28 protein-coding genes are annotated in these 25,026 nt (G+C 71.8%); 13 read left to right on the plus strand and 15 right to left on the minus strand.

Going from position 1 to position 25,026, the window contains the following annotated elements:
- Positions 1-104 precede the first annotated feature (104 nt).
- Positions 105-1,403, plus strand: coding sequence for a PQQ-binding-like beta-propeller repeat protein (locus tag ABZU43_RS27575; RefSeq protein ID WP_355009349.1), 1,299 nt, complete (start codon positions 105-107; stop codon positions 1,401-1,403).
- On the plus strand, positions 1,400-2,677 hold the full coding sequence (locus tag ABZU43_RS27580) for a PQQ-binding-like beta-propeller repeat protein (RefSeq protein ID WP_355009350.1): 1,278 nt from the start codon (positions 1,400-1,402) through the stop codon (positions 2,675-2,677). Before ABZU43_RS27575 ends, ABZU43_RS27580 begins: the two co-directional genes overlap by 4 nt.
- Here ABZU43_RS27580 and ABZU43_RS27585 read toward each other — a convergent pair whose 3' ends face one another.
- Complete coding sequence (locus ABZU43_RS27585; protein ID WP_355009351.1) at positions 2,678-3,829, minus strand: peptidase C39 family protein; 1,152 nt, start codon at positions 3,827-3,829, stop codon at positions 2,678-2,680.
- 141 nt (positions 3,830-3,970) lie between these two features.
- Between ABZU43_RS27585 and ABZU43_RS27590 the strand changes: the two genes are divergently transcribed.
- The 3 genes from ABZU43_RS27590 (at position 3,971) to ABZU43_RS27600 (ending at position 6,489) form a co-directional block, all read left to right on the plus strand.
- Positions 3,971-4,639 carry a response regulator transcription factor gene (locus ABZU43_RS27590; RefSeq protein ID WP_355009352.1) on the plus strand — a complete coding sequence of 223 codons (669 nt, stop codon included), beginning with the start codon at positions 3,971-3,973 and terminating at the stop codon, positions 4,637-4,639.
- Positions 4,636-5,811, plus strand: coding sequence for a HAMP domain-containing sensor histidine kinase (locus tag ABZU43_RS27595; protein ID WP_355009353.1), 1,176 nt, complete (start codon positions 4,636-4,638; stop codon positions 5,809-5,811). Before ABZU43_RS27590 ends, ABZU43_RS27595 begins: the two co-directional genes overlap by 4 nt.
- Positions 5,812-6,051: 240 nt before the next feature.
- Positions 6,052-6,489 carry a VOC family protein gene (locus tag ABZU43_RS27600; protein WP_355009354.1) on the plus strand — a complete coding sequence of 146 codons (438 nt, stop codon included), beginning with the start codon at positions 6,052-6,054 and terminating at the stop codon, positions 6,487-6,489.
- 124 nt (positions 6,490-6,613) lie between these two features.
- Here the strand turns inward: ABZU43_RS27600 and ABZU43_RS27605 are convergent, their stop codons facing one another.
- The 8 genes from ABZU43_RS27605 to ABZU43_RS27640 all read right to left on the minus strand — a co-directional run bounded on the left by ABZU43_RS27605 (position 6,614) and on the right by ABZU43_RS27640 (position 14,717).
- A complete protein-coding gene (locus ABZU43_RS27605) occupies positions 6,614-7,240 on the minus strand; it encodes a dihydrofolate reductase family protein (protein WP_355009355.1) in 627 nt (208 codons plus the stop codon).
- Positions 7,237-7,713, minus strand: coding sequence for an SRPBCC domain-containing protein (locus ABZU43_RS27610; RefSeq protein ID WP_355009356.1), 477 nt, complete (start codon positions 7,711-7,713; stop codon positions 7,237-7,239). Before ABZU43_RS27610 ends, ABZU43_RS27605 begins: the two co-directional genes overlap by 4 nt.
- The gene (locus ABZU43_RS27615) at positions 7,710-8,048 is read right to left on the minus strand and encodes a metalloregulator ArsR/SmtB family transcription factor (protein WP_355009357.1); all 339 of its coding nucleotides are present in this window, start codon (positions 8,046-8,048) and stop codon (positions 7,710-7,712) included. Before ABZU43_RS27615 ends, ABZU43_RS27610 begins: the two co-directional genes overlap by 4 nt.
- Positions 8,049-8,206: 158 nt before the next feature.
- Positions 8,207-9,067 carry a hypothetical protein gene (locus tag ABZU43_RS27620; protein ID WP_355009358.1) on the minus strand — a complete coding sequence of 287 codons (861 nt, stop codon included), beginning with the start codon at positions 9,065-9,067 and terminating at the stop codon, positions 8,207-8,209.
- 170 nt (positions 9,068-9,237) lie between these two features.
- Positions 9,238-11,307, minus strand: a complete 2,070-nt coding sequence (locus ABZU43_RS27625) for a 3-hydroxyacyl-CoA dehydrogenase NAD-binding domain-containing protein (protein ID WP_355009359.1) — start codon at positions 11,305-11,307, stop codon at positions 9,238-9,240.
- Entirely contained in the window at positions 11,304-12,500 is a 1,197-nt protein-coding gene (locus ABZU43_RS27630; protein WP_355009360.1) for a thiolase family protein, read from the minus strand. The genes ABZU43_RS27625 and ABZU43_RS27630 overlap by 4 nt, the downstream gene beginning before the upstream one ends.
- A gap of 220 nt (positions 12,501-12,720) precedes the next feature.
- Positions 12,721-14,049 (minus strand): ribonuclease D, encoded by a 1,329-nt coding sequence (locus tag ABZU43_RS27635; RefSeq protein ID WP_355009361.1) that lies wholly within the window; start codon positions 14,047-14,049, stop codon positions 12,721-12,723.
- A 95-nt stretch (positions 14,050-14,144) separates the two neighbouring features.
- Positions 14,145-14,717, minus strand: a complete 573-nt coding sequence (locus tag ABZU43_RS27640; protein WP_355009362.1) for a DUF3000 domain-containing protein — start codon at positions 14,715-14,717, stop codon at positions 14,145-14,147.
- A 136-nt stretch (positions 14,718-14,853) separates the two neighbouring features.
- Between ABZU43_RS27640 and hemE the strand changes: the two genes are divergently transcribed.
- From hemE to hemQ, 3 genes are read left to right on the plus strand one after another with little or no spacing between them, the layout of a single operon-like run.
- A complete protein-coding gene (hemE, locus tag ABZU43_RS27645; RefSeq protein ID WP_355009363.1) occupies positions 14,854-15,951 on the plus strand; it encodes a uroporphyrinogen decarboxylase in 1,098 nt (365 codons plus the stop codon).
- Between the two features lie 6 nt (positions 15,952-15,957).
- On the plus strand, positions 15,958-17,367 hold the full coding sequence (gene hemG, locus ABZU43_RS27650; RefSeq protein WP_355009364.1) for a protoporphyrinogen oxidase: 1,410 nt from the start codon (positions 15,958-15,960) through the stop codon (positions 17,365-17,367).
- Entirely contained in the window at positions 17,364-18,065 is a 702-nt protein-coding gene (gene hemQ / locus ABZU43_RS27655) for a hydrogen peroxide-dependent heme synthase (protein WP_355009365.1), read from the plus strand. Before hemG ends, hemQ begins: the two co-directional genes overlap by 4 nt.
- Positions 18,066-18,348: 283 nt before the next feature.
- Here the strand turns inward: hemQ and ABZU43_RS27660 are convergent, their stop codons facing one another.
- From ABZU43_RS27660 to ABZU43_RS27675, 4 genes are all read right to left on the minus strand, one after another.
- Complete coding sequence (locus ABZU43_RS27660; protein ID WP_355009366.1) at positions 18,349-18,864, minus strand: GNAT family N-acetyltransferase; 516 nt, start codon at positions 18,862-18,864, stop codon at positions 18,349-18,351.
- Between the two features lie 90 nt (positions 18,865-18,954).
- On the minus strand, positions 18,955-20,055 hold the full coding sequence (locus ABZU43_RS27665) for a lytic polysaccharide monooxygenase (protein WP_355009367.1): 1,101 nt from the start codon (positions 20,053-20,055) through the stop codon (positions 18,955-18,957).
- 117 nt (positions 20,056-20,172) lie between these two features.
- Entirely contained in the window at positions 20,173-20,628 is a 456-nt protein-coding gene (locus ABZU43_RS27670) for a GNAT family N-acetyltransferase (RefSeq protein ID WP_355009368.1), read from the minus strand.
- Positions 20,629-20,710: 82 nt separating this feature from the next.
- Positions 20,711-20,971 carry a Prokaryotic metallothionein gene (locus ABZU43_RS27675; RefSeq protein ID WP_355009369.1) on the minus strand — a complete coding sequence of 87 codons (261 nt, stop codon included), beginning with the start codon at positions 20,969-20,971 and terminating at the stop codon, positions 20,711-20,713.
- Positions 20,972-21,127: 156 nt separating this feature from the next.
- Between ABZU43_RS27675 and ABZU43_RS27680 the strand changes: the two genes are divergently transcribed.
- From ABZU43_RS27680 to ABZU43_RS27690, 3 genes are all read left to right on the plus strand, one after another.
- On the plus strand, positions 21,128-21,403 hold the full coding sequence (locus ABZU43_RS27680) for an isoamylase early set domain-containing protein (protein ID WP_355009370.1): 276 nt from the start codon (positions 21,128-21,130) through the stop codon (positions 21,401-21,403).
- Positions 21,404-21,512: 109 nt separating this feature from the next.
- Complete coding sequence (locus ABZU43_RS27685; RefSeq protein WP_355009371.1) at positions 21,513-22,259, plus strand: lytic polysaccharide monooxygenase; 747 nt, start codon at positions 21,513-21,515, stop codon at positions 22,257-22,259.
- A 64-nt stretch (positions 22,260-22,323) separates the two neighbouring features.
- Complete coding sequence (locus tag ABZU43_RS27690; protein ID WP_355009372.1) at positions 22,324-22,932, plus strand: DUF305 domain-containing protein; 609 nt, start codon at positions 22,324-22,326, stop codon at positions 22,930-22,932.
- Between the two features lie 12 nt (positions 22,933-22,944).
- Here the strand turns inward: ABZU43_RS27690 and msrB are convergent, their stop codons facing one another.
- The gene (msrB, locus tag ABZU43_RS27695) at positions 22,945-23,349 is read right to left on the minus strand and encodes a peptide-methionine (R)-S-oxide reductase MsrB (RefSeq protein WP_091400676.1); all 405 of its coding nucleotides are present in this window, start codon (positions 23,347-23,349) and stop codon (positions 22,945-22,947) included.
- Between the two features lie 47 nt (positions 23,350-23,396).
- Here msrB and ligD point away from each other — a divergent pair, with 47 nt between their 5' ends.
- Positions 23,397-24,428, plus strand: coding sequence for a non-homologous end-joining DNA ligase (gene ligD, locus ABZU43_RS27700; RefSeq protein WP_355009373.1), 1,032 nt, complete (start codon positions 23,397-23,399; stop codon positions 24,426-24,428).
- A gap of 19 nt (positions 24,429-24,447) precedes the next feature.
- On the opposite strand, the gene ABZU43_RS27705 is transcribed toward ligD, so the two are convergent.
- Positions 24,448-24,708: a hypothetical protein gene (locus tag ABZU43_RS27705; RefSeq protein WP_355009423.1), complete on the minus strand. Its 261-nt coding sequence runs from the start codon at positions 24,706-24,708 to the stop codon at positions 24,448-24,450.
- A gap of 157 nt (positions 24,709-24,865) precedes the next feature.
- On the opposite strand from ABZU43_RS27705, the gene ABZU43_RS27710 reads away from it, so the two are divergent.
- On the plus strand, positions 24,866-25,021 hold the full coding sequence (locus tag ABZU43_RS27710) for a hypothetical protein (RefSeq protein ID WP_355009374.1): 156 nt from the start codon (positions 24,866-24,868) through the stop codon (positions 25,019-25,021).
- Positions 25,022-25,026 lie beyond the last annotated feature (5 nt).

Consider the following 25,026-nt stretch of genomic DNA (forward strand, 5'->3'; position numbering starts at 1 on the left):
CAGCCACGACGCGCCATCGTACAGGCGGGGTTCCGTCACTTTTGCCGGGCCGGTGCGCTGTCGGTCGGTTTGCCGGACGGTGACTCGTCGGCCAGCCTTACCTGGTGACGGAAGGACGGTCGTTGTCGATCATCGAGCTGGGCGAGATCAGCGACGAGCCCGCGTCGGCACCTCCGGTTCGCCGCCCGCACGCCGTCGGTCGCCCGATGCGCAGCGCGACTGTGTTGCTTCTCAGCCTGGTGATGCTGGCCGGTGCCGCGCCGCCGACGCAGCGCACGGTGAGCGTGGTGCCGGGGTCGCGGATGGCCACCGCGTATCTGGCCGGGGACGGGGTCTACGTGGTCGATCCGCCGGCACCCGACGGGGAGCGGTACCTGACCGCGTACGCCCAGCCGGCACCGACCGGCGTCGGGGTGCGGCGGCGGTGGCAGGCGCCGGTGGCCCGCACGGCCAACTACCTCGAGGTCCGGGTCGAACGGGGTCTGGTGCTGGCGCTGGCGGTCAACGCCCCGAACCGGCGGTTCCAGACCACCGCCTTCGACAGCGCGACGGGCCAGCAACGCTGGCAGCATCCCGGTGCTCCCCAGCCGACCCCCGGCGGTGGCCTGCTGGTGACCAATGGCCGAGAGGACGGGTCGGGCGCGATGAGCGGGGTCGAGCCCGACACCGGCCTGGTGCTCTGGTCGGTGCCGCTCCCGCCGGCCGCCAGCCCCACCTACCACCACACTTCCGAGGGGCAGGTCGACCGGTTCGTGCTCCTGCAACCGACCGGCGAGGTGCAGGTGCACGACGCCGGCACCGGCCAGCTGCTGCGCAGCATCGACACGCTGCCCGGCGACCGGTCGGCGTACCAGCGGGTGCAGATCGTCGACGACCTGCTGCTGCTCGTTCCGCCGGGCAGCACCCGGCTGGTGAGCTTCGGGCTGGCCGAGTTGGAGCCACGGTGGACGGCGGAGGTGACGTTGGTGTCGCATGTGCTCGAATGCGGCGGTCTGCTCTGCGCGGTGCCGCAGACCGGCGGCCTCCAGGTGCTCGACCCGGCCACCGGCTCGGTGCAATGGTCGGAACCGGGCCAGGACGTCCTGGCCGACGTCCGGTACGGTCGGCTGCTGATGGCCAGGCCCGGCCAGGGGTACGCGGTGCGGGACGCGGCCACCGGGCAGGTACGAATCGAACTGGGCGTGTGGAGTCTGATGCCGGTGCTGGGGCCGGACGATCCGCTGGTCGGTGTGCGGCGAAGTGACGACGGTCGGATGGTCGTCGCCGAACTGGACCTGGTGGCCGGTCGGACGCGGATCGTCGACGTGCTGCCGGGTATCGCCGGCAGCTGCCAGGCGTCCCTGCCGGTCCTGCTCTGCCAGCGCCTCGACGGCACCACCGCGCTGTGGCGGTTGACGCGATGACCGGGCCGGTGATCGACCTCGGTGAGCTGCGGCACGACCCGGACCCGGACCCGGTGCCCCGCCCGCCCCGCGCTCATGGTCGTCCGCTGCGCGTGGCGCTGGTCGTGGTGCTCGCGCTCGTCACGCTCGCCGGCTCTGTCGTCACACCATCCCGGCCGGCCCCGGTGACGCTGCCGGTTCGATCCGGGTCCGACGTCATGGTCGACGGTGACCTCCTCCTGGTCCTGGAGCCGACCAACACCACGACCCGACGGGCGCGGGTGTCCGCCTACCGCTTACCCGGCGGCGAGCCGGTCTGGCAGGCGCCGCTGTCGGCGGAGGCCAGGTACTGGGGGATGACCCCGCTGGCCGGGATGCTGCTGGCCACCGGCTACGAGATCGGCCCGGATGGTCGGGACACGATCACCGTCGCGCTGGATCGGGCGACCGGGGCGCACCGGTGGCAGCAGCCAGGCACCGTCTCCAAGCTGACCGACGGCAACGTGCTGCTGCGTAGCGGCGGCGAGACCTTACCGTCCACTCTGCGCGCGGTCGATCCGTGCTGCGGCACCGTGCGTTGGCAGCTCTCCGGCGCCAGCGCCGAGACGACTGTGCGGGGCACCGAGCGCGGGGTGGACCGGGTGGTGCTCAGCGAGGCGGACGGGCCGGTCGAGGTACGCGACGCGATCACCGGCGCGGTGCTGGCCCGCGCCGACCTGCGCCCGCCCGACGGTGGTCGGATCGGCCTGGACCTGACGAAGGACCTGCTGCTGGCCATCGACAGAGGCTCGGGCACTGTCACCGCGTACGGGCTGGACCAGCTTGAGGCCCGCTGGACCCGCGCCCGGCTCCACGTCGACTTCGCGCTGGACTGCGGCCCCGTCCTGTGTGTGCGCACCGGCAACAACGAGCTACAGGCGCTCGACCCGGCGACCGGCGAGGTGCGCTGGAGCAGCACCCAGTGGGGGTGGGCCTGGCCGACCGGCGGCCGGCTGATGGCCAACATCAGCGGAATCGGTCCGCTGGAGCAGTACATCGTGCTCGATGCGCTGACCGGCCAGCAGGTGGCCGACCTGGGCCGGTGGGAGCTGTACCAACTCGGTCCCGGCGGCCGGTTGGTCGGCATACGGCGGCACCCCGACGCAGGGGTGCTCGTCGGTGAGTTGGACGTCGGCGCCGGAGAGGTGCGCATCGTGGACGTGCTGCCCGACGCCACCGGGGAGTGTCAGGCGATCACCGGCTACCTGGTGTGCAGTGCGGCCGGCGGGTACCAGCTCTGGAAACTGACCGACTGATCACCAGTTGGCCTGGGCGGGTGGCGGGGGCAGCGGCACCGACGCGGGTCGCAGCACGTACGCCACCCCACCGCTGCCCCGTTGCCAGACCGCCTCGAACGCCTGCCGGGGCACTGTGCGACGGACCGCGTCGTCGTCCGGGGCGTACGGGTCGTTGAGCACCGGGTCGCCGTCGGCGCTGAAACCGACCAGGACCATCAGGTGCCCACCGGTGTCGTACCCGAGCCCCGGCACCTCGTCGGCGCGGAACGCGGCGGAGACGATCAGGGGGATGCCGGCGACGACGAACTCCTCCGCCTCGACCAGCGACCGCAGCCGGGTGACGAACGCGTCCACCCCGTGCAGACCGGCGTACGCGGTGTTGAACGGCCAGTTGCCGGCCCCGGCGTACGCGTGGTCGTAGCAGTGCCGGGCGGCGTGGACCACCACCGGACGCGGGCCGGACGGCTCCACCCAGGCGTAGCGGTCCGGCGTCGGCTCGGCGCCCCAGTAGGCGAGCACCATCGAGGTGCAGGTGGGGCTGCACCAGGAGTCCCCGCCACCACCCCACTGCGGGTACTGGCCGGCGTGCAGCCGCTGTGAGTAGCGGGGCACGTCCAGCACCCGGCCCCAGGCAGCGGACGAGACAGGTTCCCCCGCGTACCCCTGGTCGACCGTCGCGGGGCCGGTGGCGACAGCGCCGATGCTGCGCAGCACCGGGCCGGTCGGGTTGCCGGCGGGCCGGCACAAGGTCACCCGCGTCTGCCAACCGGTGACCGTCGCTCCGGTCACGATCAGGGTGTCGGTGTCGACCCGGGCGGCACTGTCGCGCTGTCCGGGCAGCGAGGTCCGCCGTACGGTGTCGTCGCCGGCGGCCCAGCGGGCCAGCCGGTACCAGTCGGTGCTGGGCGCGTCGTCGTGCCAGCCGCGCAGGTCGACCTCGATCCAGGAGCCGTCGGGGGTGTCCGCCGTCCAGGACGGCACCACCTCGGCGACGGCGAAGCCGACAGGTACCGGCGGTGACGTCCAGGTGCCCCGTTCGGCGACGCCGTCGAGGACGAGCCCTCGACCGTCGGCGAGCAGGCCGTCGCCGCTGCCGCTGGTCAGGTCGGCCGGCAGGTGGAAACCCCGGTAGGCGATGTCCCGCCGGGTGGGTGGTGCCGCAGTGGTCATGCCAGTCCGTCCGTCGCTCGATACCGCCGGCCAGCATCGCGTACGCCGCGGTGGCCCGCAACGCCGGCCGGCGCGGACGGCGAGGGACGATGGTTGCCCGCCGGCACTAGGTTGTCGGTGGTCAGCAGCGAGGAGGCCGGGATGCGGGTACTGGTGGTCGAGGACGAGCGCAACCTCGCCGACGCGATCGCGCGGGGGTTGCGCAAGCGGGGCATGGCTGTCGACGTGGCGTACGACGGCGACGCCGGCCACGAGGCGGCGTTCGTCACCCGGTACGACGTGGTGGTGCTCGACCGCGACCTGCCGGGTGTGCACGGCGACCAGATCTGCGCCGACCTGGCGTCCTCCGGCGCGTTGACCCGGGTGCTGATGCTCACCGCCAGCGGCACGGTGGCCGACCGGGTGGAGGGCTTGCAGCTCGGCGCTGACGACTACCTGCCCAAACCGTTCGCCTTCGACGAGTTGGTCGCCCGGGTGCAGGCACTGGGCCGGCGGGCCACCCCGGCCGCGCCTCCGGTGCTCGAACTGGCCGACCTGGTGCTCGACCCGGCCCGCCGGGTGGCCACCCGCGCCGGCGTGCCGGTGGACCTCACCAACAAGGAGTTCGGGGTGCTCAGCGAACTTCTCAGGGCGCGTGGCGCGGTGGTCTCCAGCGAGGAGCTGCTGGAACGGGTCTGGGACGCGAACACCGACCCGTTCACCACCATCGTCCGGGTCACCGTGATGACGCTACGCAAGAAGCTCGGCGAGCCGCCGTTGATCGAGACGGTGGTCGGTGCGGGCTACCGCACCGCCGAGGTGAGCGCGTGAGCCGCCGGCTGCGACCCACTCTGCGGTTGCGGCTGACCCTGCTCAACGGGGTGCTGCTGGTCGGGGCCGGAGCGATCCTGGTGCTGCTGGCCTGGCTGCTGGTCCGCGACGCGTTGCGACCCACCGACGAGTTGGTGCCCGGCACGATCGTGCTGCTCTCCGACGGTCGGCGGATGGACGCCGCCGAGTGGCAGCGGCAGTTGGTCGATGCCGCCTCCGGGGAACTGCTGGCCAAGGGCCTGGTCGCGCTGCTGGCGATCAGCGTGGTCGGGGTGGCCGGCGCGTACGCGGTGGCCGGTCGGGCGCTGCGCCCACTGCACCAGGTCACGGCGACCGCCCAGCGGCTGGGCGAGGCGACCCTGGACCAGCGGATCGGCTACTCGGGCGCCGACGACGAGGTGGCCGAGCTGGCCAAGACGTTCGACGCCATGCTGGACCGGATCGCGTCCGCCTTCGAGGCCCAGAAGCGTTTCGTGGCGAACGCCTCGCACGAGCTACGTACCCCGCTCGCGGTGATGCGCACGGAGATCGACGTTACGCTCAGCGACGACGACGCGGATGCCGCCGAGTATCGACGGATGGCGACGGTGGTCCGCGACGCCTCCGAGCGGGCCAACGGCCTGGTGGACGCGTTGCTGGTGCTGGCCCGCAGCGAGGCGCAGGCCGGGCGGCAGCTCGGCAGGCGTACCGAGTGTGACCTCGCCGCGGGCACCGCCAACGCGCTGTCGGCAATGCGCCGCGAGGTGGAACGGATCGGCCTGCGGGTGCAGACGTCGCTGGAGTCCGCGCCGGTCGTCGGCGATCCGGGGCTGCTCGACCGGTTGGCCGGAAACCTGATCGAGAACGCGGTCCGCTACAACCACCTGCACGGTCGGCTCTGGGTGCGTACCGGCACCGACGGTGACCGGTCCTGGCTGGTGGTGGGGAACACCGGTTTCGAGGTGGACCAGGCCGACGTGCCGGGGCTGTTCGAGCCGTTCCGCCGTGGTGGCCGGGAACGCACCGGTGCCCGTGGCTCCGGCCTGGGGCTGTCCATCGTCCGGGCGGTCTGCACCGCGCACGGCGGCACCGTACGGGTGGTCGCGCAGGCCGGCGGGGGCTTGGAGGTCACTGTCACCCTCCCGTCGTCGGACGCCCCGGCCGTGCCCGGAACGGTTTCCGCCGCCGGCTGATCGGGGTTGCGCACCTCGCTCGGCCGATGGCAAGATCGCCGGGTCAGCTCGACAGGGAAGGGGGTGCGTCGATGTCCACCAGTCTCGGCTCCGCGCCCCGGGTCAGCGTCGGCTGACGTCCCGGAGGCGGAGCGCCCCCGCACGGGTCGGGCGCTGATCGCCCACTCGAAGGGGAACCAGTTCCTGCGTGGTGCGCCGGGTACCCGGGGCCGCACCACGTCACCACCGTGGAGGACCACTGTGAGTTCGACGATCCACAACATCAGCATCGACTGTCACGACACGTACGCCCTCGCCGGCTTCTGGTCGCAGGTCTTCGACTGCCCCCGGCAGCCCGACGACTTCCCGGGCGACCCGGAGGCGATGCTTCTGCCCCCGGGTGGCCCCGAGGTGCTGTTCATCGCGGTGCCCGAGGGCAAGACGGTGAAGAACCGGCTGCACCTGGACCTGCAACCCGCCGACCGGACCCGGGCCGAGGAGGTCGAGCGACTGCTCGGCATCGGCGCGAGGCTCGTCGCCGACCACGTCAGCCCGACCGGTGGAGGTTGGGTGGTGCTCGCCGACCCCGAGGGCAACGAGTTCTGCGTGCTCGGCAACGCCGCCGAGCGGGCGGCAGCGGCGGCGGCGCGGGCAGCGGCGGCGGCGCTCGCCACGTCGGAGGTTGCCGAACCGGCCTGATGGTCGACGTACGGCACCGGGGCACCGGCCACCTTCGCGTGGCCGGTGCCCCGGCTTCCCGCTGTCGGGGCGGGACCTGATCGCGAGATTCGGGCGGTGGCCGGGCCGTGTCGTGTCGCGGTGACTAGACGAAGGCTGTCGCGCCTTCGTACTGCGCCGTCGGGGCGGCGCCGACATGCTCGTACTCGAGCAGGAGCAAGCCCTTCGCCGTAGCTTCGTGGTGAACCAGTCGGAGGCCGACGGGTGCGTTCGGGTGGTCGAGCAGCCGCCGCCCGGAGCCGGCCACGGTGGGGGCCATGACGAGTCGGAGGGTGTCGACGAGGCCAGCTGACAACAGAGCCTTGCCAAGTCGTGCGCTTCCGTGAATCTGGAGCTCCCGTCCTGGCTGCGCCCTGAGCTCCCCGACGCTGTGGATCGGGTCGCCGTGGAGCACTGTCGTCGGGTGCCAACCACCCTCCGTCAGGGTGTTGGTCACGACGTACTTCGGTAGTGAGTTCATCCGTTCAGTGAACGGATCGTTCGGGTCGGTGATCTGCGGCCAGTCGCGAGCGAACGCCTCGTAGGTCCGCCGTCCGAGCAGCAGACCGTCGGCGAGACCCAACCACTCCGAGGTACGGCGGACGAAGACCTCGTCCAGGTAGGGCACGAGCCAGCCGCCCAGGGCGAAGCCGCCGCTCGTGTCCTCGGTCGGCGAGCCGGGCCCCTGGCTGACGCCGTCGAGAGTGACGAACTCGGTAAGGACGATCTTCACAGCGCCTCCTGGCCCTCGGCGAGCCCGGCGAGTTGTTCGGTGACCGAGCCCCAGCCGTCCGCGAAGCCGATCTTCTCGTGAAGGTCACGAGCGGCGGGATCACCGTGGCGGACGATGATCCGGTAGTCGGTGCCGTCCGGATGGTCCTTCATGGTGATCTCCGCCGTCATCGGGACCGGGGTGGGGTTCGCGGGCCGCCAGGCGCTGTCGATCACGTTGGTGAACACGATCCGTTCGAGGTCGTCGACGACGAGGAAGCACGCGTCGAGGTGCGGGACGAACTCCACCCCGTCCTCGCTCAGTCGGGTCACGAGTGCGCCACCGGGCCGGACGTCCAAGCGGTCGACGCGGCACAGGGCCGGCGCCGGTACCCACCACTTCTCGAAGCGGGACGGGTCGGTCCAGGCGGCCCACACGGTGGCGCGAGGGGCGCGGATGACCCGCGTCATGGTCAGGTCCAGGTCGGGATTCATTGCTGGTTCTCCTGCTGATCGGTGACGAGGCGTTCCAGGCGATCGGTGCGCTCTTCCCAGACCCTGCGCTGCTCCGCGAGCCAGTCGTCGACGACAGCGAGGCGCTCGCGGTTGAGCACGCAGGTGCGCACCCGGCCGGACTTGGTCGTGTGGATCAGTCCGTTCGACTCGAGCGTCCGCACGTGCTTCATGAACGAGGGAAGGGTCATCGGAAGCTCGCGGGCGAGGTCGCCGACGCTTGTCGGACCGTGGCCGAGGCGTCGGATGACCCAGCGCCGGGTCGGGTCGGCGAGGGCGACGAACACGCCGTCGAGATGCGCCGAATACTGTGCCATGCGGCTAAGTATTTCGGGAGATGATACTTAGCGCAAGGGCAAAGTATTGGCGGCCGCAGGGAGTGCGCTGACGCCCCGCCGGTCGGTTGGCGTGCTTCAGGAGAAGCAATCGGGGCCCCGGCCACCCGAAGGTGGCCGGGGCCCCGGTCGCGTACGGATCAGGACTGCTGCTCGACCTGGCCCCGGATCGTGGTGAACTCGGCCTTCGCCTGGTCGGCGGACTTGAAGTACATCACCACCATGCCCAGGCTGCCCCGGTCGGCCCAGACGCAGATGCCCAGCGGCACGGTCTTGGCCTTGCCGTCGCCGCAACGCGCCTCACCGCCGAGCGGGCCGGCGTCGACGGCCGTCATCGTGTCCACCGTCAGCTGCTTGGACAGGCCGTCCACATAGGCGTCCAGCTCCTTCTTCGGGTCCGACAGCAGCCCGGACACGCCCGCGATCATGACGAGGTCCTGCTTGGTCGGGTCGCCGTAGAAGGCGGCGACCGTGCTCGTCTCGTTCCCCGCCGCCGTCTTCATCCCGGCGACCGCCTGCTCGGCGGCCCTCAGGAGCTCCGGGTTGGTGAGCTTCGGCCGGCCGGCGAGGGTGGTCGGTGCGACGACCCGGGTCTTGCTGGCGTCCACCACGGCGCCCACGTCGTCCTTGACGACGAGCCAGGTGATCGCCGCGCCGCCGACGCAGAGCACCAGCACCACTGCCAACACGATCAGCACGATCTTGCCGACGTTCGACTTCTTCGCCGGGGGAGGACCGCCGGCAAAGTTCGGGTCACCGTACGGCTGGCCAGGCTGGGCCTGTGGGAAGCCAGGCTGGGCCGGCGGGAAACCGGGCTGCGCGGGCGGGAAGCCCTGCTGCGCGTACGGCTGACCCGACTGCGCGGGCGGGAAACCACCGGGCTGCTGCGGCTGTCCCTGCTGCTGCGGCGGCGGCCACCCGCCAGGCTGCTGGCCCGGCTGCTGCGACGGGTCGGGGGAATCGTGCGGCGGGCCGTAGGGATTGGCCGGCGGCTGAGACATCAGTCAGCTCCAAGATGGGGTTGCAAAACGCGTGATCCTAACCCGGCGCGATGCCCGCCGCCGTCCCCGCGAAAACCCGCATCCCGCAATCGTCTGATCACAAACGGTCGCGGTGGCCGGTCCGTCCGATAGGGACGGTCCGACCACCGCGACCGTGGTGCTGCGATCTGTCAGGCGGGCAGGCTCGCCGCGCCGCGCGGCAGGAACCGCTGGCCGGTGACCCGCTCGGAGGTGCCGGTCCGGTCCAGGTACGGCGTGACACCGCCCAGGTGGAACGGCCAGCCGGCGCCCAGGATCATGCACAGGTCGATGTCCTGCGCCTCGGCGACCACGCCCTCGTCCAGCATCAGCCGGATCTCCTGCGCGAGCGCGTCGAGGGCGTTCTGGCGTACCTGCTCGGCGGTCAACGGCTGGTCACCCACCACGAGCAGCTTGGCGACCTCCTCGTTGACCTGGTCGTCGACCACGATCGGCTGACCGGAGTCGGCGATCCGCTTGAGGTTCTCGCTGACCCCGAACCGGTCCGGGTACGCGGTATGCAGGGTGCCGCCCACGTGGTACGCGACGGCCGGCCCGACCAGCTGGAGCAAGGCGAGCGGACGCATCGGCAGGCCCAGCGGGTCCAGTGCGCTGTTCGCCACGTCCAGCGGGGTGCCGGCGTCGACGGCGGCGAAGACGGTGCCCAGGAAGCGGGTGAGAAGCCGGTTCACCACGAACGCCGGAGCGTCCTTGACCAGCACGCTCGACTTCTTGAGCTGCTTGCCGACCGCGAACGCGGTAGCGAGGGTGACGTCGTCGGTGCGTTCACCCCGGACGATCTCCAGCAGCGGCAGCACCGCCACCGGGTTGAAGAAGTGGAAGCCGACCACCCGCTCCGGGTGCTCCAGCTCGGCGGCCATCTCGGTGATCGACAGCGAACTGGTGTTGGTGGCGAGCACCGCCTCCGGGGAGACGATCTTCTCCAACTCGGCCCAGACCTGCTTCTTGACACCCAGGTCCTCGAAGACCGCCTCGATGACGAAGTCGGCGTCCGCGAAGGCGCTCTTGTCGACAGTGCCACTGACCAGGCCGTACAGCTTGGCGGCGGTGCCCTTGTCCATCCGGCCCTTGGTGACGGCCTTCTCGATCTGGGTGTGCACGTAACCGACGCCCTTGTCCACCCGGGACTGGTCGAGGTCGGTCATCACCACCGGCACCTGGAGGCGGCGCGCGAACAGCAGCGCCAGCTGACTGGCCATCAGACCCGCGCCGACGATGCCGACCTTGGTGATCGTGCGAGCCAGGCCCTTGTCCGGTGCGCCGGCCGGGCGCTTGGCCCGCCGCTGCACCAGGTCGAACGCGTACAGGCCGCTGCGCAGCTCCTCGGAGAAGACCAGATCCGCGAGGGCCTCGTCCTCGGCGGCGGTGCCGGCGGCGAAGTCGCCGTCCTTCGCCGCCTCCAGCAGGTCGAGCGCCTTGTACGCGGCCGGGACCGCACCGTGCAGCCGCTGGTTCAGCGTCTCCCGGGCGAAGTAGAGCACGCCCGCCCACATGTCCTTGTCGACCTCGGGTCGGGTCACTGTGACCTGACCCCGGACCACGCCGGCAGCCCACTCCAGGGACCGCTCCAGGAAGTCCGCCGGCTCCAACAGGACGTCCGCGATGCCCAGCTCGGCGGCCTGCTTGGGCTTGAGCATCTTGTTCTGCATCAGCGGGTTCTGGATGATCACCTGGGTCGCGGCGGGGATGCCGATCAGGTTCGGCAACAGCTGGGTGCCGCCCCAGCCCGGGACCAGACCGAGGGACACCTCGGGCAGCGCGAGGGCCGCCGCGCCCCCGGAGAGCGTCCGGTAGTGGCAGTGCAGCGCCAGCTCCAGGCCACCGCCCATCGCCGCGCCGTTGACGAACGCGAAGGTCGGAACGGTGCTGTCCTTGAGCCGGGCGAAGACCCGGTGGCCGAGCCGGCCGATCTCCAGCGCCTGCGCGCGGTCGGCGAGCTGCGGCAGGCCGACGATGTCCGCGCCCACGCAGAAGATGTACGGCTTGCCGGTGACCGCGATGAACGCCGGGTCGGCGGCGAGCGCGGCGGTGATCGCCTCGTCCAGGCTGGCCAACCCACCCGGGCCGAAGGTGTTCGGCTTGGTGTGGTCGAAGCCGTTGTCGAGCGTGATCAGGGCGGCGGGCCGGTCCAGCCCCGGCACGTTCACCTGACGCAGCAGCGCCCGGGTGACGACCTCGTTCGGTGCGTCCAGTGCGCTCACTTGTCGCCCTCCGTCCAGTGCGGGTTCTCCCAGATGACCGTGCCGCCCATGCCGATGCCGATGCACATCGCCGTGAGGCCGTAGCGGACCTCCGGGTGCTCGGCGAACTGGCGGGCCAGCTGCGTCATCAGCCGTACGCCGGAGGACGCGAGGGGGTGACCGATGGCGATCGCACCGCCCCACGGGTTGACCCGCGCGTCGTCGTCGGCGATGCCGAAGTGGTCGAGGAAGGCGAGCACCTGCACGGCGAAGGCCTCGTTCAGCTCGAACAGGCCGATGTCGTCGATGCTGAGCCCGGCGAGGCGCAGCGCCTTCTCCGTCGACGGGATCGGGCCGACGCCCATCACCTCCGGCTCGACTCCGACGAAGCCGAACGACACCAGCCGCATGGCGACCGGCAGACCCAGCTCGCGGGCGGTGGCCTCGTCGGCCAGCAGACTCGCGGTGGCGCCGTCGTTCAGGCCGGCCGCGTTGCCCGGGGTGACCTTGCCGTGCGGGCGGAACGGGGTCTTCAGGGTGGCCAACTTCTCCAGCGAGGTGTCCCGCGGGGCCTCGTCCACGGTGGCCAGGCCCCAGCCGCCCTCCGCGTCGCGGATCGACATCGGCACCAGGTCGTCCTGGAGCTTGCCGTTGGCGTACGCCTTGGCGGTCTTCTGCTGCGAGGCGAGCGCGAACGCGTCGGTGCGGGCCTTGGTGATGTGCGGGACCAGGTCGTGCAGGTTCTCCGCGGTGGAGCCCATCACCAGCGCGGACGGGTCGACCAGCTTCTCCGCGATGATGCGCGGGTTGGGGTCGACGCCCTCACCCATCGGGTGGCGGCCCATGTGCTCGACGCCACCGGCGATGGCGATGTCGTACGCGCCCATGGCGATGCCGCTGGCCACGGTGGTGACCGCTGTCATCGCCCCCGCGCACATCCGGTCGATGGCGAAGCCGGGAACGGTCTTGGGCAGCCCGGCCAGCAGGGCGGCGGTGCGGCCGATGGTGAGGCCCTGGTCGCCGATCTGGGTGGTGGCCGCGATGGCGACCTCCTCGACCCGCTCCGGGGGCAGCTGCGGGTTACGACGCAGCAGTTCCCGGATGCAGCGGATCACCAGGTCGTCGGCGCGGGTGTTGGCGTACATGCCACCCGCCTTGCCGAACGGGGTACGGACGCCGTCGACGAAGACGACATCGCGAACTTCACGGGGCACTTGAGCCTCCTAGCCGAGGGGCACGTTGCCCCGAATGCTACTCGTCAGTAACCAACCCCGTCCCCCACCCCCCGCTGTGGCCCACCCCACACCGGCGCGCGCCAACGCCCCGTTGATCATGAAGTTGTTGCCATCGGCATCGGCGTGTCCTGGCAATAACTTCATGATCAACGGGCGGGGGCGGGGGCGGGGCGGGGCGGGGCGGGGCGGGGTGGGGGTGTTAGGGGGTTGGGGTCTTTGGGGTCAGGGCTTCGGCCAGGTCGGGGGTGAGGAGGGCGATCTGCCACTCGCGGGCGTTGAGGCCGCGCAGGGTCTCCGCCACCGACTCCTCGGTGATCTCCTCCGGCGGGGTCCAGGCCAGCCGGCGGACCGAATCCGGAGTGATCAGGTTTTCCGGCGGCAGGTTGTGCTCGCCGGCGATGCGGATCACGACCTCCCGGCAGCGGGCCAGCCGACCGGCCGCCACCGGGTCCCGCTCGGCCCATCGGTGCGGCGGGGGCGGGCCCTCCACGGCCGGCGAGACCGGCAGGGAATCCTCCGGTAGCTGCCGGGCGTCGTCGAGCGCGGCGAGCCAGGTGCGGGCCAGCCGACGGACCGACCGACCGCCGAAGCCGGGCAGGGTCAGCAGGGTCTTCTCGTCCTTCGGGTCCAGCTCGGCCGCGGCGATGATCGCCGAGTCGGGCAGCACCCGACCGGGAGCGGCGTCGCGCCGGGACGCGATCTGGTCCCGGGCGTACCACATCGAGCGGACCCGGGCCTGCGCCCGCGCCCCCCGCAGCCGGTGGATGCCCGAGGTGCGCCGCCACGGCTCCGCCCGAACCCGGGGCGGGCGTGCCCCGGTGCGGACCAGCGCCGCGAACTCCTCCGCGGCCCAGGCCGACTTGCCCTGCCGGGTCAACTCGGCGTCCAGCGCGTCGCGCAGGTCGGTGAGCAGCTCCACGTCGAGGGCGGCGTACGTCAACCACGACTCGGGCAGCGGTCGGCTCGACCAGTCGGCCGCCGAGTGGTGCTTCTCCAGGGTGAACCCGAGCAGCTGTTCGGTGAGCGCGGCCAGCCCGACGCGTTCGAACCCGGCCAGCCGAGCCGCCAGCTCGGTGTCGAACAGTCGGCGTGGACGCAACCCCACCTCGGCCAGGCAGGGCAGATCCTGGCTGGCCGCGTGGAGGACCCACTCGGCCTCACCGATCACCGCGTCCAGTGCGCTGAGGTCGGGCAGTGGCAGCGGGTCGATCAGCGCCGTGCCCGCACCAGCCCGGCGAAGTTGCACGAGGTAGGCCCGTTGGCTGTAGCGGTAGCCGGAAGCCCGTTCGGCGTCCAGCGCGACCGGGCCGGTGCCCGCCGCGAAGCGGGCCACGACCTCGGCAAGCTCGGCCGGGGCGGCCACCGGATCGGGGGTGCCGTCACGCGGGGCGATCAGCGGAACGGGCCCACCGTCGGCCGGGTCAGCCCCCACGCCCGCCGGCTGCGGCTGGGCCGACGGCGGGTGCTGGGGTGCGTTTCCCGGAAGGTCTTCGGTGGGCCGACGGCGCAGGGGTGGTTCGTCGGTCACCTGCCAACCCTAGTGCGCGCGGAGATCCGGCGGGTGCAGCCGGTCCGGCGTGTGTCGATCAGGTGTCCGCAAGGTGTCCTCCCGAGGGCCGAACGTCAGGCTGCGCCAGCCGGGCGGCGGTCGGCGAGGGCGGTGACGCCCGGTGGGGGGAGACCGGCGGTGGAGGCGAGCAGGACGCACCAGCCGAGCAGGTGCGGTGTCAGGTCGTCGTCGACCGGCGTCCAGGACGCGCGGATCTCGATGTCGCCGATGGTCGGTGGCCCGGCGAGATCGCCGAACCGGGTCGACATGGTCTGCGTCACCGTTCCACCGATCGCCCGGTGGCCGGCGTCCTGGGCGTCCAACGCGTCGGTCAGCCACGTCCAGCCGACCCCGGGCAGCAGCGGGTCGGCGGCCAGATCGACCTCCAACTCGGCTGTCACGTAGGTGACCAGCCGCAGGGTGCCCTGCCACGCCTCGTGCCCGACCGGGTTGTGCAACAGGATCAGCCGACCGGTCGCCACCTCGTCGTCGTCGCGCAGCACTGTCGCGGCGAGCGCGAACGCGTACGGGGCCAGTCGCTGGGGGGCACCGACCTCCTCCAGGGTGATCTCCGGCCGGGGGGCGGCCGACCGCAGCCCGGCGACCGCGCGGGCGAACGTCTCCGGGAGCGCGATCGGGGGGGCCATGTCGGCAGCCTATGCCGCCGTCCGTCGCCCGCTTCGACGGCGCGCCGACGCTCGGAAGGGCGCCGGGCGTAAGGAACGGTGCCCTTCCTCTCACCCCCACCCGGTTTCCGGTGGTGGGCGTGGCACGATTGCGGCGATGACCACGGACACCACGGGCACTGTCGCCCGAGACGGAGAATCCCGCCCCGGCGGACCGGCCGACTCGCCCTTCATTCGGGCCTGCCGACGTCGGCCCGTCCCGCACACCCCGGTCTGGTTCATGCGCCAGGCCGGCCGCTCCCTCCCGGAGTACCGGGAGATCCGGGCGAGCGTGCCGATGCTGGAGTCCTGCCGGCGCCCGGAGCTGGTCACCGAGATCACCCTCCAGCCGGTTCGCCGCCACGGCGTGGACGCGGCGATCCTGTTCAGCGACATCGTGGTGCCCGTCGCCGCCGCCGGGATCGACCTGGACATCGTGCCGGGCACCGGCCCGGTGGTCGCCGAGCCGATCCGCACCGCCGCCGACGTGGAGCGCATCCGCCGGATCACCCGCGACGACGTCTCGTACGTCGACGAGGCCGTCCGGCAGTTGGTGGTCGAGCTCGGCGACACCCCGCTGATCGGTTTCGCCGGTGCGCCGTTCACGCTGGCCAGCTATCTGGTCGAGGGCGGGCCGTCGCGCACCCACGCGAAGACCAAGGCCCTGATGTACGGCGATGAGGAGCTGTGGCACGCACTGTGCGCCCGGCTGGCCGACGTGACGCTTGCCTTCCTGCGGGTGCAGATCGAGGCCGGCGTCTCCGCCGTGCAGCTGTTCGACTCGTGGGCCGGCGCGCTCTCCGAGGCCGACTACCGCCGTTTCGTGCTGCCGCACTCGACCACCGTGCTGAGCGGGCTCGTTGACGCCGGGGTGCCCCGGATCCACTTCGGGGTGGGCACCGCCGAGCTGCTCGGCGCGATGGGCGAGGCCGGGGCCGACGTGGTCGGCGTCGACTGGCGTACGCCGCTGGACGTGGCCACCGGCCGGATCGGCGCGGACAAGGCGGTGCAGGGCAACCTGGACCCGTGCGTGCTGCTCGCGCCGTGGCCGGTCGTGGAGGCCGAGGTGCGCCGCATCCTGGAGCAGGGCCGGGCAGCCCCCGGGCACGTGTTCAACCTCGGCCACGGGGTCATGCCGGAGACCGACCCGGAGGTGCTGACCCGGGTGGTCGCGCTGGTGCACGAGCTGTCCAGCCGCCGAGCCGACCAGGGCTGACCGGGAATGCGGCGGCCCTGGCGGGTGGCGGTGGTCGGCGGCGGGATCGCCGGGCTGGCCGCCGCGGTCCGCCTGCGCGACCGAGCACCCGCCGGCACCGAGATCACTGTGTACGAGCAGTCCGGCGCGCTGGGCGGGAAGCTGCGCACCGGGGACCTGGCCGGTCAGCCGGTGGAGTTCGGCGCGGAGTCTTTCCTGATGCGCGACCCGACCGGCGCCGAGAGCGCGGCGGTGGCCCTCGCCCGCCGGCTCGGGCTGGCCGAGAAGATCGTGCACCCCACTGTGGGGCAGGCCGCGCTGGTCATCGACGGAGGGCTGCGCCCCATCCCGGGCGGCACCCTGGTGGGCGTACCCGGGGATCTGGATCGGGTGGCCACTGTCGCCCGCCCGGCCGCGGACGCCGACACCGACGGCGGTCGGCCGCTGGTCGGGCCGGACGCTGACGTCTCGGTGGGCGCGCTGGTCCGGTCCCGTTTCGGCGACGAGGTGGTCGAGCGGCTGGTCGACCCGATGCTGGGCGGCGTGTACGCGGGCCGCGCCGACGATCTTTCCCTGGTCACGACGATGCCGGCGCTGGCCCGCACGGCCCGGGTGGAGCACACCCTGGTCGGTGCGGTCCGGGCCGCGCAGGCCGCCGCGCCGCGTGCGCCCGGCGCCCCGGTCTTCGGCACCCTCGCCGGTGGGCTCAGCACCCTGGTCGAGGCCGCCGTGACGGCCAGCGGCGCGACGGTACGGCGGGACGCCGCCGTGCGCGAGCTGACAGCGACCGACACGGGTTGGCGGCTCACCGTCGGCCCGACCCGCGACCCGGAGTTCGTGGACGTGGACGCGGTGGTGCTGGCCGTGCCGGCGCGACCGGCGGCGCGGCTGCTCGCCGGCCCCGCGCCGGCGGTGGCGGCGGGCGTCGGCGCGCTGGATTACGCGAGCGTCGCGCTGGTCACCATGGCGTTGCCGCAGCCGCGACTACCCGAGCTGTCCGGCTTCCTGGTGCCGAGCACCGAGGGCCTGCTGATCAAGGCGGCGACCTTCTTCACCACGAAGTGGGGGCACCTGCGCCAGCCGGACGGGTTGGCAGTGGTGCGCGCCTCGGTGGGCCGGTACGGCGAGGAGGCGCACCTGCAGCGCCCCGACGCGGACCTGGCGGCCACAGTGCACCGGGAGTTGTCGGCGGTGCTCGGCACCTCGCTGCCCGCCCCGGTCGACGGGCACGTGCAGCGGTGGGGCGGTGCGCTGCCGCAGTACGCGCCGGGGCACGCCGACCGGCTCGGGGCCGCGCGGACGGCGCTGCGGGCCGCGCACCCCACACTGGTTCTCGCCGGCGCCGGCTACGACGGCGTCGGCATCCCGGTCTGCGTCCGCTCCGGCGAGACGGCGGCCGAAGAGATCATCACAGCACTGGGAGGATCGGCGAGATGACCGAGCAGACCAACGCGGCCCGGTTGCGGGAGCTGAACGACAGCATCCGCTACACCATGTGGTCGGTGTTCCGGGCCAGCTCCCCGCTGCCGTCGCTGCGGGACAACGTCACCGGCGAGGTGGTGTCCCTCTTCGACGAGCTGGCCGGTAAGGACGTGGTGGTCCGGGGCGTGTACGACGTCTCCGGGCTGCGCGCCGACGCGGACGTGATGATCTGGTGGCACTCCGCGTCCCCCGACGCGCTCCAGGACGCCTACCTGCGGTTCCGCCGCACCACGCTGGGCCGGGCGCTGACTCCGGTGTGGTCGCAGATGGCGCTGCACCGACCGGCGGAGTTCAACAAGAGCCACATTCCGGCGTTCCTGGCCGGTGAGGAGGCTCGCCCCTACATCTGCGTGTACCCGTTCGTCCGCTCCTACGAGTGGTACCTGCTGCCCGACTCCGAGCGGCGCGAGATGCTGGCCGAGCACGGCAAGATGGCCCGCGGCTACCCGGACGTGCGAGCCAACACCGTCGCCTCGTTCGCGCTCGGCGACTACGAGTGGATGCTCGCCTTCGAGGCCGACGAACTGCACCGGATCGTCGACCTGATGCGGGACCTGCGCGCCTCCGGCGCCCGCCGGCACGTCCGCGAAGAGGTCCCGTTCTACACCGGCCGCCGCCGCTCGGTAGCCGAAATCGTCAACTGCCTGGTCTGACGGCCCCCGCCCTCGCCCTCGCCCCCGCCCCCGCCCCCCGCCCCCGCGATCTTGCACTTTCTGTCCCAGCGAAAGGGGCGTAAGCCGCGATCTGGCAACCGGAAGTGCAAGATCGGCGCACCGGCTGCCCCGAACTGGCCGATCATGGAGTTGTGGTGCCTGGTTTGGGAACCCGCGGGTGCTTTGTCGACCACCACAACTCCTTGATCGACGAGGGGCACGGGGGTTGGGCGAGCCGGGACGGGGTTGGCTCGGCGGCATGGAGGGTGACGGGGCGTCTCGCTCAGCGTGACGGGGTGAGGTGTGCTGGTCGGAGGGGGCGGAGCATGATCTGTTCTGGGCGTACGCCGTCGGGCATGAGGTCGCCTGGCTCGTCGGTCAGGCGGAAGCCGGCGCGGTGGTAGAGGGCCTTCGCCGCCGCGTTGTCCGGCATGACGGTGAGCCGTAGCCGATCGGCGCCGCGCTCCTGGGCCCAGCGCGCCACCTCGTCCACCAAACGGTCTGCGACACCCTTGCCGCGAGCGTCGGGGTGTACCCACATCGAGATCAGGTCCACCATGAGCGGGTCCGACGTGGGTACGCCGCTCGACATCCCGACCGGACGCCCGGCCAGGACGGCCACCAGGTTGTGTGAGCCCGGGATGCTCAGCCGGTCGCGCCAGCGTTGCTCACGGTCGCCGTCGCCCTGCCAGTCGGTGAGTCGGGAGCTGAACGCTCCCGGTGCCTCGGTGAGGGCGGCCAGCCGCAGTTTGCGCCAGGTCTGCCAGTCGTCGGGGGTGAGCACCCTGATGTCGATCATGCGGCGATGGTGCCCGGACGGATCGCCGGGCACCACCGCATTCCACCGGCCGGCGCCGCACCCCCGCCCGGGTGCGGCGCCGGCCGGGGATCAACTGGTCGTCGTACAGGAGACCAGCGGAACCGGGTTGCTGCCGTTCCACGAGCCGAGGAATCCGAACGTGGTGCTCGCTCCGGCGGCAAGGGTGCCGTTGTGGTTGACGTTACGTGCGGTGACGAGCGTGCCGCTGGTGCTGACCGTCGCGTTCCACGACGAGGTGACCTGCTGGCCGTTGCCGTAGTTCCAGCTCACCGACCAGCCCCGGGTCGGTGAACCGCCGGCGGTCACCTTCACGTCGGCCTGGAAGCCACCGGACCACTGACCGGTGACCTGGTACGTCGCCGTGCAGGCACCGGCCGGCGGCGGAGTGCTCGGCGGGGGAGTGGTGGGCGGCGGCGTGGTGGGCGGCGGGGTCGTCGGCGGGGGCGTGGTGGGCGGTGGGGTGGTCGACCCGCCGCCGAAGTCGACGTCGCTGCACAGGTAGTACGACTGGTCCAGGTGGCTGGCCTGCCAGACGGTGTAGACGATGTGCCGTCCGGTGCGTCCCGGCGCGCTCACCGGGATCTGGATCGAGACACCACCGGTGTCCGGGTTCCACTGGGAGGCCGGGGTGTTGCCGATCTGGCCGGCCAACTCCAGGTTGCCCCAGCCGAGCGGTTGGGTGGCCGAGTTGAAGCCCTGCTTCGTCACGTACACCCGGATGTAGTCGGCGCCGTGGCTGGCCTGGTCGAAGAAGCGGAGCCGGAAGTTGTTCGACACCGACGTGGTCTTCCAGGCGCCGACGGTGTCCAGCGCGTTGTAGCGGGGGCTCTGGGTGCGTCCGCCGCTGCACAGTTGGCCGTCGGGGACGGCGGCCTGGTGGTTACCGCCCACGCCCTCGCGGAACAGGCCGTTCCAGTTCCACATGGCGGCCGGGTCGGACTGCCAGGCCTGCCAGCACATCGGGTCCTCGGTGGCCATCCGAGGGTTCTGGAAGTCGGCGCCCCAACGTTGCCAACAGCTGTAGTTGCGCGACGCCGGGTCGACCACCGAACCGTGCGCCGAGGCGGGCTTGGTCAGGATGGTGGTCAGTGCGGTCGTCAACAGGAGCGCGGTGGCCGCCACGATGGCGAACAGCCAGAGCACGCGTCGTGATCGGGTGAGTGTGGACATGGAGCCCCCGGGGGGATGAGGTGGGACGTCGACACCCGGATCGCCGGGAGTTGCCCACTCCCGTGCCTGTCGCTGGCTCCCGCGACGGCTCTACCCGGCACCATGCCAGCTCGATAGTCAGCCGTCAATGGCATCGCGCCGCATCGGGGTGTGCGGGATGCCGTCCTCGACGTACTCGGGGCCGCTGACCGTGAAGCCGTGCCGGCTGTAGAACGCGACCAGGTGCGACTGGGCTTCCAGCACGCAGGTCCGGTTGCCCACCACCTCCAGCGCCGCCGTCATCAGCCGGCCGGCGTGTCCGCCGCCGCGCGCCGCCGGGGCCACCACGACCCGACCGATCCGGGCGACACCGTCCGGGTCGGCCAGAATCCGCAGGTACGCCAGCGGCGCGCCGCCGTCGGTGAGCCAGACGTGCCGGGTGCCCGGCTCGACGTCCCGCCCGTCCAGCTCCGGGTACGGGCAGTTCTGCTCCACAACGAACACGTCGATGCGCAGTTTGAGCAGGTCGTGGAGGGTGCGGGCGTTCAGGTCGGCGAAGGAGGCCGTCCGGAGTTCGGTGGTCTGCTGGGGCATCCACCGATGGTAGGTCGGGCGGGTTCACCTGAGATCCGCCCGGTCGGGCGCGAGGTGGGTGGCGTCGGCCGGGCGGGCGCGGTCAGGCCGGGCGGGCGCCGACGGCGTCGCGGATCTCGGCACCCACCGCTCCCTCGACGGCGCGGGCGCAGTGTGCGCAGCAGAAGAAGCGGCCGTTGACCTCGACGCCGTGCCCGGAGATCTTGACCTGGCAGTGCTCGCAGATCGGTGCCATGCGGTGGATCGCGCACTCGAACGAGTCGAAGGTGTGCACGTCGCCGCTGACGGTGTGCACCTCGAACGCCATCCAGTAGTCGTTGCCGCAGACCTCGCAGGTTGCCACCGAAAACCTCCGTTAAATGGACAAGTGCCTACAGAATCCTCCAGGTGGCACCGAGGTGGGGGCGGAACGTCGACGCCCGACCGTGGCGGCGGCGTGTCGGCGTCGGCGTGTTGCCCGTTGTGCCTGGTGAACCGCCGCAACCCCCGGAGGATCACCGTGATCAAGCGCAACAGGCTCTTCGGCAACCAGACCCGGGTCACCTTCTGCCTGCCCCGCGATGTCCCGCCCGGCCCGGTGAGCGTCGTCGGCTCGTTCAACGGCTGGCAGCCCGGTCGACACGAGTTGATGACCCGCCGCGACGGCACCCGGACGGTGACGGTGAAGCTGCCGCCGGGGGAGTACCGGTTCCGCTACCTCGGCACCGGCGGTGTCTGGTTGGACGACGAGTCGGCCGACGAGGTCGACGACGGGGGCAGCCTGCTCCGGCTCTGAGAAGAAAACTGCCATCATCGATGGATTTATCGATGAGAGTCTTTACTGTTAACAATGTTTAAATTACTTTGAGGGGCACCTCACCGGACCTGGAGAAGGAGCTGCCCCGATGCGTCGAAGAATCACCGTCCCGCTGGTGGCGGCGGGCGCTGTCGCCGCCACCCTCACCGTCGCCGCCCCCGCGCAGGCGCACGGCTACGTCTCCGCCCCACCGAGCCGGCAGGCGCTCTGCGCGCAGGGCCGGGTGCCCGACTGCGGGCAGATCAGGTACGAGCCGCAGAGCGTCGAAGGGCCCAAGGGCCTGCGCAGCTGCAATGCCGGAATCTCCCAGTTCGCCGTCCTCAACGACGACAGCCGGGGCTGGCCGGCCACCTCGGTGGGCAGCTCGCTGACCTTCACCTGGGTGAACACCGCCCGGCACGCCACCAGCAACTGGGAGTACTGGATCGGCAACACCCGCGTCGGTGTGGTCAACGGCAACAACCAGCAGCCGGGCGCCACGGTGTCGCACAACGTCAACCTCGGCGGCTTCTCGGGCCGGCAGAAGATCCTCGCGGTGTGGAACATCTCCGACACGGCGAACGCCTTCTACTCCTGCATCGACGTGCAGATCGGTGGCGGCGGGTCGAACCCGACCCCGACCCCGACCCCGACCCCGACCGCCACCCCACGGCCGACCCCGACCCCCACCCCGACCAATCCGCCCACCCAGGGCGGCACGTGGGCGACAGGCCGGGCGTACCAGGTCGGCGACCAGGTCACCTACGGCGGAGCGACGTACCGCTGCCGGCAGGCGCACACCGCGATCCCGGGCTGGGAGCCGCCGAACGTACCGGCGCTCTGGCTCCAGGTCTGACCGCACGGGTGCGGCCCCTGGTCGCACCCGTGTCGCCACTCTCGCGCGAACGGAGGCAACCGGCATGCCCCGCCGTACCCCGCTGGCCTTCCTCGTCGCGGCTCTGCTGCTCACCGGAGCCTGCGCCGGACCGCCCACGTCGAGCCCGTCGACAGTGCCGCAGCCGACACCCACGTCCCCGGCCGGCTCGGCGGCGGCCGGGTCCGCGGGTGCCGGGTCCCCGATCGGGGCGGACTCGATGAGCGGGATCGACGTGGTGTTCCTGAGCACCATGGTCGGGCACAGCGAACGCACCCTGCAGATCGTCCGGCTGGCCCGGGACCGGGTACGCGACGACGCGCTGCGCACCCTGGCCGCCGCCGTCGAGGCGACCGAGGCCGACGAGCTGGCCGCCATGCGCGGCTGGCTGCCCACGGCAGGGCCGGGCGCCAGCGCGGCCGCACACCATCACGACGGGCACGGCGACGACGCCGCGCTCGACCGGCTGCGGACCGCGCCGGACGCGGACGTCGACCGCGTGCTGCGCGAGGTGCTCGCCGACCACCAGCGATGGGCCGCCGACCTGGCCAGATCCCAGGTCGGTGTCGGCCGCAACGAGCAGGTCCGCGACCTGGCCCGCCGGATCGAACAGTCCCGGACCGCCGAGGTCGAAATGCTCAGGGGTACGCCCTGAGCGGCTCCTCGCTCAGCGGGGTTCCAGCTTGATGGAGACCGAGTTGACGCAGTGCCGGGTGTCCTTCGGGGTGAAGCCCTCGCCGTGGAAGACGTGCCCGAGGTGACTGTCGCAGCGGGCGCAGCGGATCTCCGTACGGGCCATGCCGAGGGTGCGGTCCTCGATCTCCTTGACCCGGCCCGGGATGGCGTCGTCGAAGCTCGGCCAGCCGCAGTGCGAGTCGAACTTCGTGTCGCTGGAGAACAGCTCCAGCCCGCAGGCGCGGCAGTGGTAGACCCCCTGGGTCTTCGTGTCCACGTACTCGCCCGTCCACGGGCGTTCGGTGCCGGCCTCCCGGAGAACGTGGAACTCCTCGGGGGTCAGTCGGACCCGCCACTCTTCGTCGGTACGGGGCAGCTCGTTGTCGTCAAGACTCACCCGTCAACGGTACGTCGAACGTCGGGGGCGTGGCATAAGGTCGCGGGATGGGTGGCACCAAGGCTGCGGCCGCCGAGGTCGAAGTAGCCGGGCACACCGTCCGGTTGAGCAGTCCGGATCGGGTGATCTTCCCGCAGCGGGGGTTCACCAAGGCGGATGTCTTCCACTACTACCTCGCGGTCGGCGACGGGATCATGCGCGCCCTGCGGGACCGCCCGACCACCCTGCAACGCTTCCCCGAGGGCGTCGAGGGCGAGGCCTTCTTTCAGAAGCGGGTGCCCACCCGGGGGGTGCCGCCCTGGGTGACGACCGCCCAGATCACCTTCCCGAGCGGTCGGAGCGCCGCGGAGCTCTGCCCGGCCGACCTGGCGCACGTGGCCTGGGCGGCGCAGATGGGCACGATCGTCTTCCACCCGTGGCCCGTGCGATCCGCCGACGTCGACCGTCCCGACGAGCTGCGCATCGACCTGGACCCGCAGCCCGGCACCGACTTCGCCGACGCGGCGCGGGCCGCCGGCGAGGTCCGCGCGCTCCTCGACGAGCTGGGCGCGACCGGCTGGCCGAAGACCTCCGGCGGCCGGGGCGTGCACGTCTACCTGCGCATCCAACCCCGCTGGACGTTCACCGAGGTGCGCCGGGCCACCATCGCGCTGGCCCGGGAGGTGGAACGCCGCAACCCCGACCTGGTCACCACCGCCTGGTGGAAGGAGGAGCGCGGCACCCGGGTCTTCGTCGACTTCAACCAGATGGCGCGCGACCGCACGATCGCCTGCGCGTACTCGCTGCGGGCCAACGCGCGGGCCACCGTCTCCACCCCGGTCACCTGGGACGAGCTACCCGACGTCGACCCGGACGACTTCGACCTGCGCACCGTGCCGGCCCGGCTCGCCGAGCGAGGTGACCCGCACGCCGGGATCGACGACGCACCGTGGGACATCACCCCGCTGCTCGAGTGGGCCGAGCGCGACGCCGCCGCCGGCCAGGGCGACCTGCCGTACCCGCCGGACCACCCGAAGATGCCCGGCGAACCCAAGCGGGTCCAGCCCAGCCGCGCCAAGCGCACCCCCGACGAGAGCTGACCGGCCGCTGTTGTCACAGCTACGGCTTGGCCGTCCACGCCAGGAACCTGTCGAACAGCTCCCGTGGGTCGGGTCCCGGCTCGGGGTTGAGCGTGAACAGGTCGGCTGTCGCGTCGAAGAGTTGGCTCGCCATGTAGATCGACAGTGCCACACGGTCGGTGCCGTACTCCACCCGTAGCAACATCCGGGCAAATGCACACGGCCAGGCGGCGGCGCACACCCGACAGAGCCACGACGGCCGGCGTGGTAGGTGCTGGTGCACCGGATGCAGGGCTTCCAGTGGGTGAGGGCAGTGACGGCTATTCGGCGTGGTCATACGTCAATCGTGGCGTCAGCTATTTCCTGTGTCAACAGTCTGCGTAGTTGTCGCCGTCTAGCGACTGTGCCACTGTCATCGTCAATGTGTGGACCTTGTTGGCGTGTCGGAGATTCGGGAGATGCTGGGAAGTGTGTCCCGGCAGCGCGCGTCCGTGATCGCCAACCAACGGAACTTCCCCGAGCCGGTCGCCGTGCTCGCAATGGGCAAGGTCTGGCGGAGGTCGGACGTGGTGGCCTGGATCCGGGAGCACCGGCCGGAGTTGGCCGAGGGCTGACCGGG

The organism is Micromonospora sp. NPDC005205, from assembly GCF_040608275.1.
GTDB lineage: Bacteria > Actinomycetota > Actinomycetes > Mycobacteriales > Micromonosporaceae > Micromonospora.

Excerpts from the sequence above, each read along its gene's own strand:
- ABZU43_RS27620 (WP_355009358.1), bottom strand. The coding sequence starts at position 9,067 with ATGTCTCAGCCGCCGGCCAATCCCTACGGCCCGCCGCACGATTCCCCC.
- ABZU43_RS27615 (WP_355009357.1), bottom strand. The coding sequence starts at position 8,048 with ATGGCACAGTATTCGGCGCATCTCGACGGCGTGTTCGTCGCCCTCGCC.
- hemE (WP_355009363.1), top strand. The coding sequence starts at position 14,854 with ATGACCACGGACACCACGGGCACTGTCGCCCGAGACGGAGAATCCCGC.
- ligD (WP_355009373.1), top strand. The coding sequence starts at position 23,397 with ATGGGTGGCACCAAGGCTGCGGCCGCCGAGGTCGAAGTAGCCGGGCAC.
- ABZU43_RS27685 (WP_355009371.1), top strand. The coding sequence starts at position 21,513 with ATGCGTCGAAGAATCACCGTCCCGCTGGTGGCGGCGGGCGCTGTCGCC.
- ABZU43_RS27710 (WP_355009374.1), top strand. The coding sequence starts at position 24,866 with ATGCTGGGAAGTGTGTCCCGGCAGCGCGCGTCCGTGATCGCCAACCAA.
- ABZU43_RS27660 (WP_355009366.1), bottom strand. The coding sequence starts at position 18,864 with ATGATCGACATCAGGGTGCTCACCCCCGACGACTGGCAGACCTGGCGC.
- ABZU43_RS27690 (WP_355009372.1), top strand. The coding sequence starts at position 22,324 with ATGCCCCGCCGTACCCCGCTGGCCTTCCTCGTCGCGGCTCTGCTGCTC.
- ABZU43_RS27580 (WP_355009350.1), top strand. The coding sequence starts at position 1,400 with ATGACCGGGCCGGTGATCGACCTCGGTGAGCTGCGGCACGACCCGGAC.
- hemG (WP_355009364.1), top strand. The coding sequence starts at position 15,958 with ATGCGGCGGCCCTGGCGGGTGGCGGTGGTCGGCGGCGGGATCGCCGGG.
- ABZU43_RS27640 (WP_355009362.1), bottom strand. The coding sequence starts at position 14,717 with ATGGCCCCCCCGATCGCGCTCCCGGAGACGTTCGCCCGCGCGGTCGCC.
- ABZU43_RS27665 (WP_355009367.1), bottom strand. The coding sequence starts at position 20,055 with ATGTCCACACTCACCCGATCACGACGCGTGCTCTGGCTGTTCGCCATC.
- ABZU43_RS27670 (WP_355009368.1), bottom strand. The coding sequence starts at position 20,628 with ATGCCCCAGCAGACCACCGAACTCCGGACGGCCTCCTTCGCCGACCTG.
- ABZU43_RS27590 (WP_355009352.1), top strand. The coding sequence starts at position 3,971 with ATGCGGGTACTGGTGGTCGAGGACGAGCGCAACCTCGCCGACGCGATC.
- ABZU43_RS27610 (WP_355009356.1), bottom strand. The coding sequence starts at position 7,713 with ATGAATCCCGACCTGGACCTGACCATGACGCGGGTCATCCGCGCCCCT.
- hemQ (WP_355009365.1), top strand. The coding sequence starts at position 17,364 with ATGACCGAGCAGACCAACGCGGCCCGGTTGCGGGAGCTGAACGACAGC.
- ABZU43_RS27585 (WP_355009351.1), bottom strand. The coding sequence starts at position 3,829 with ATGACCACTGCGGCACCACCCACCCGGCGGGACATCGCCTACCGGGGT.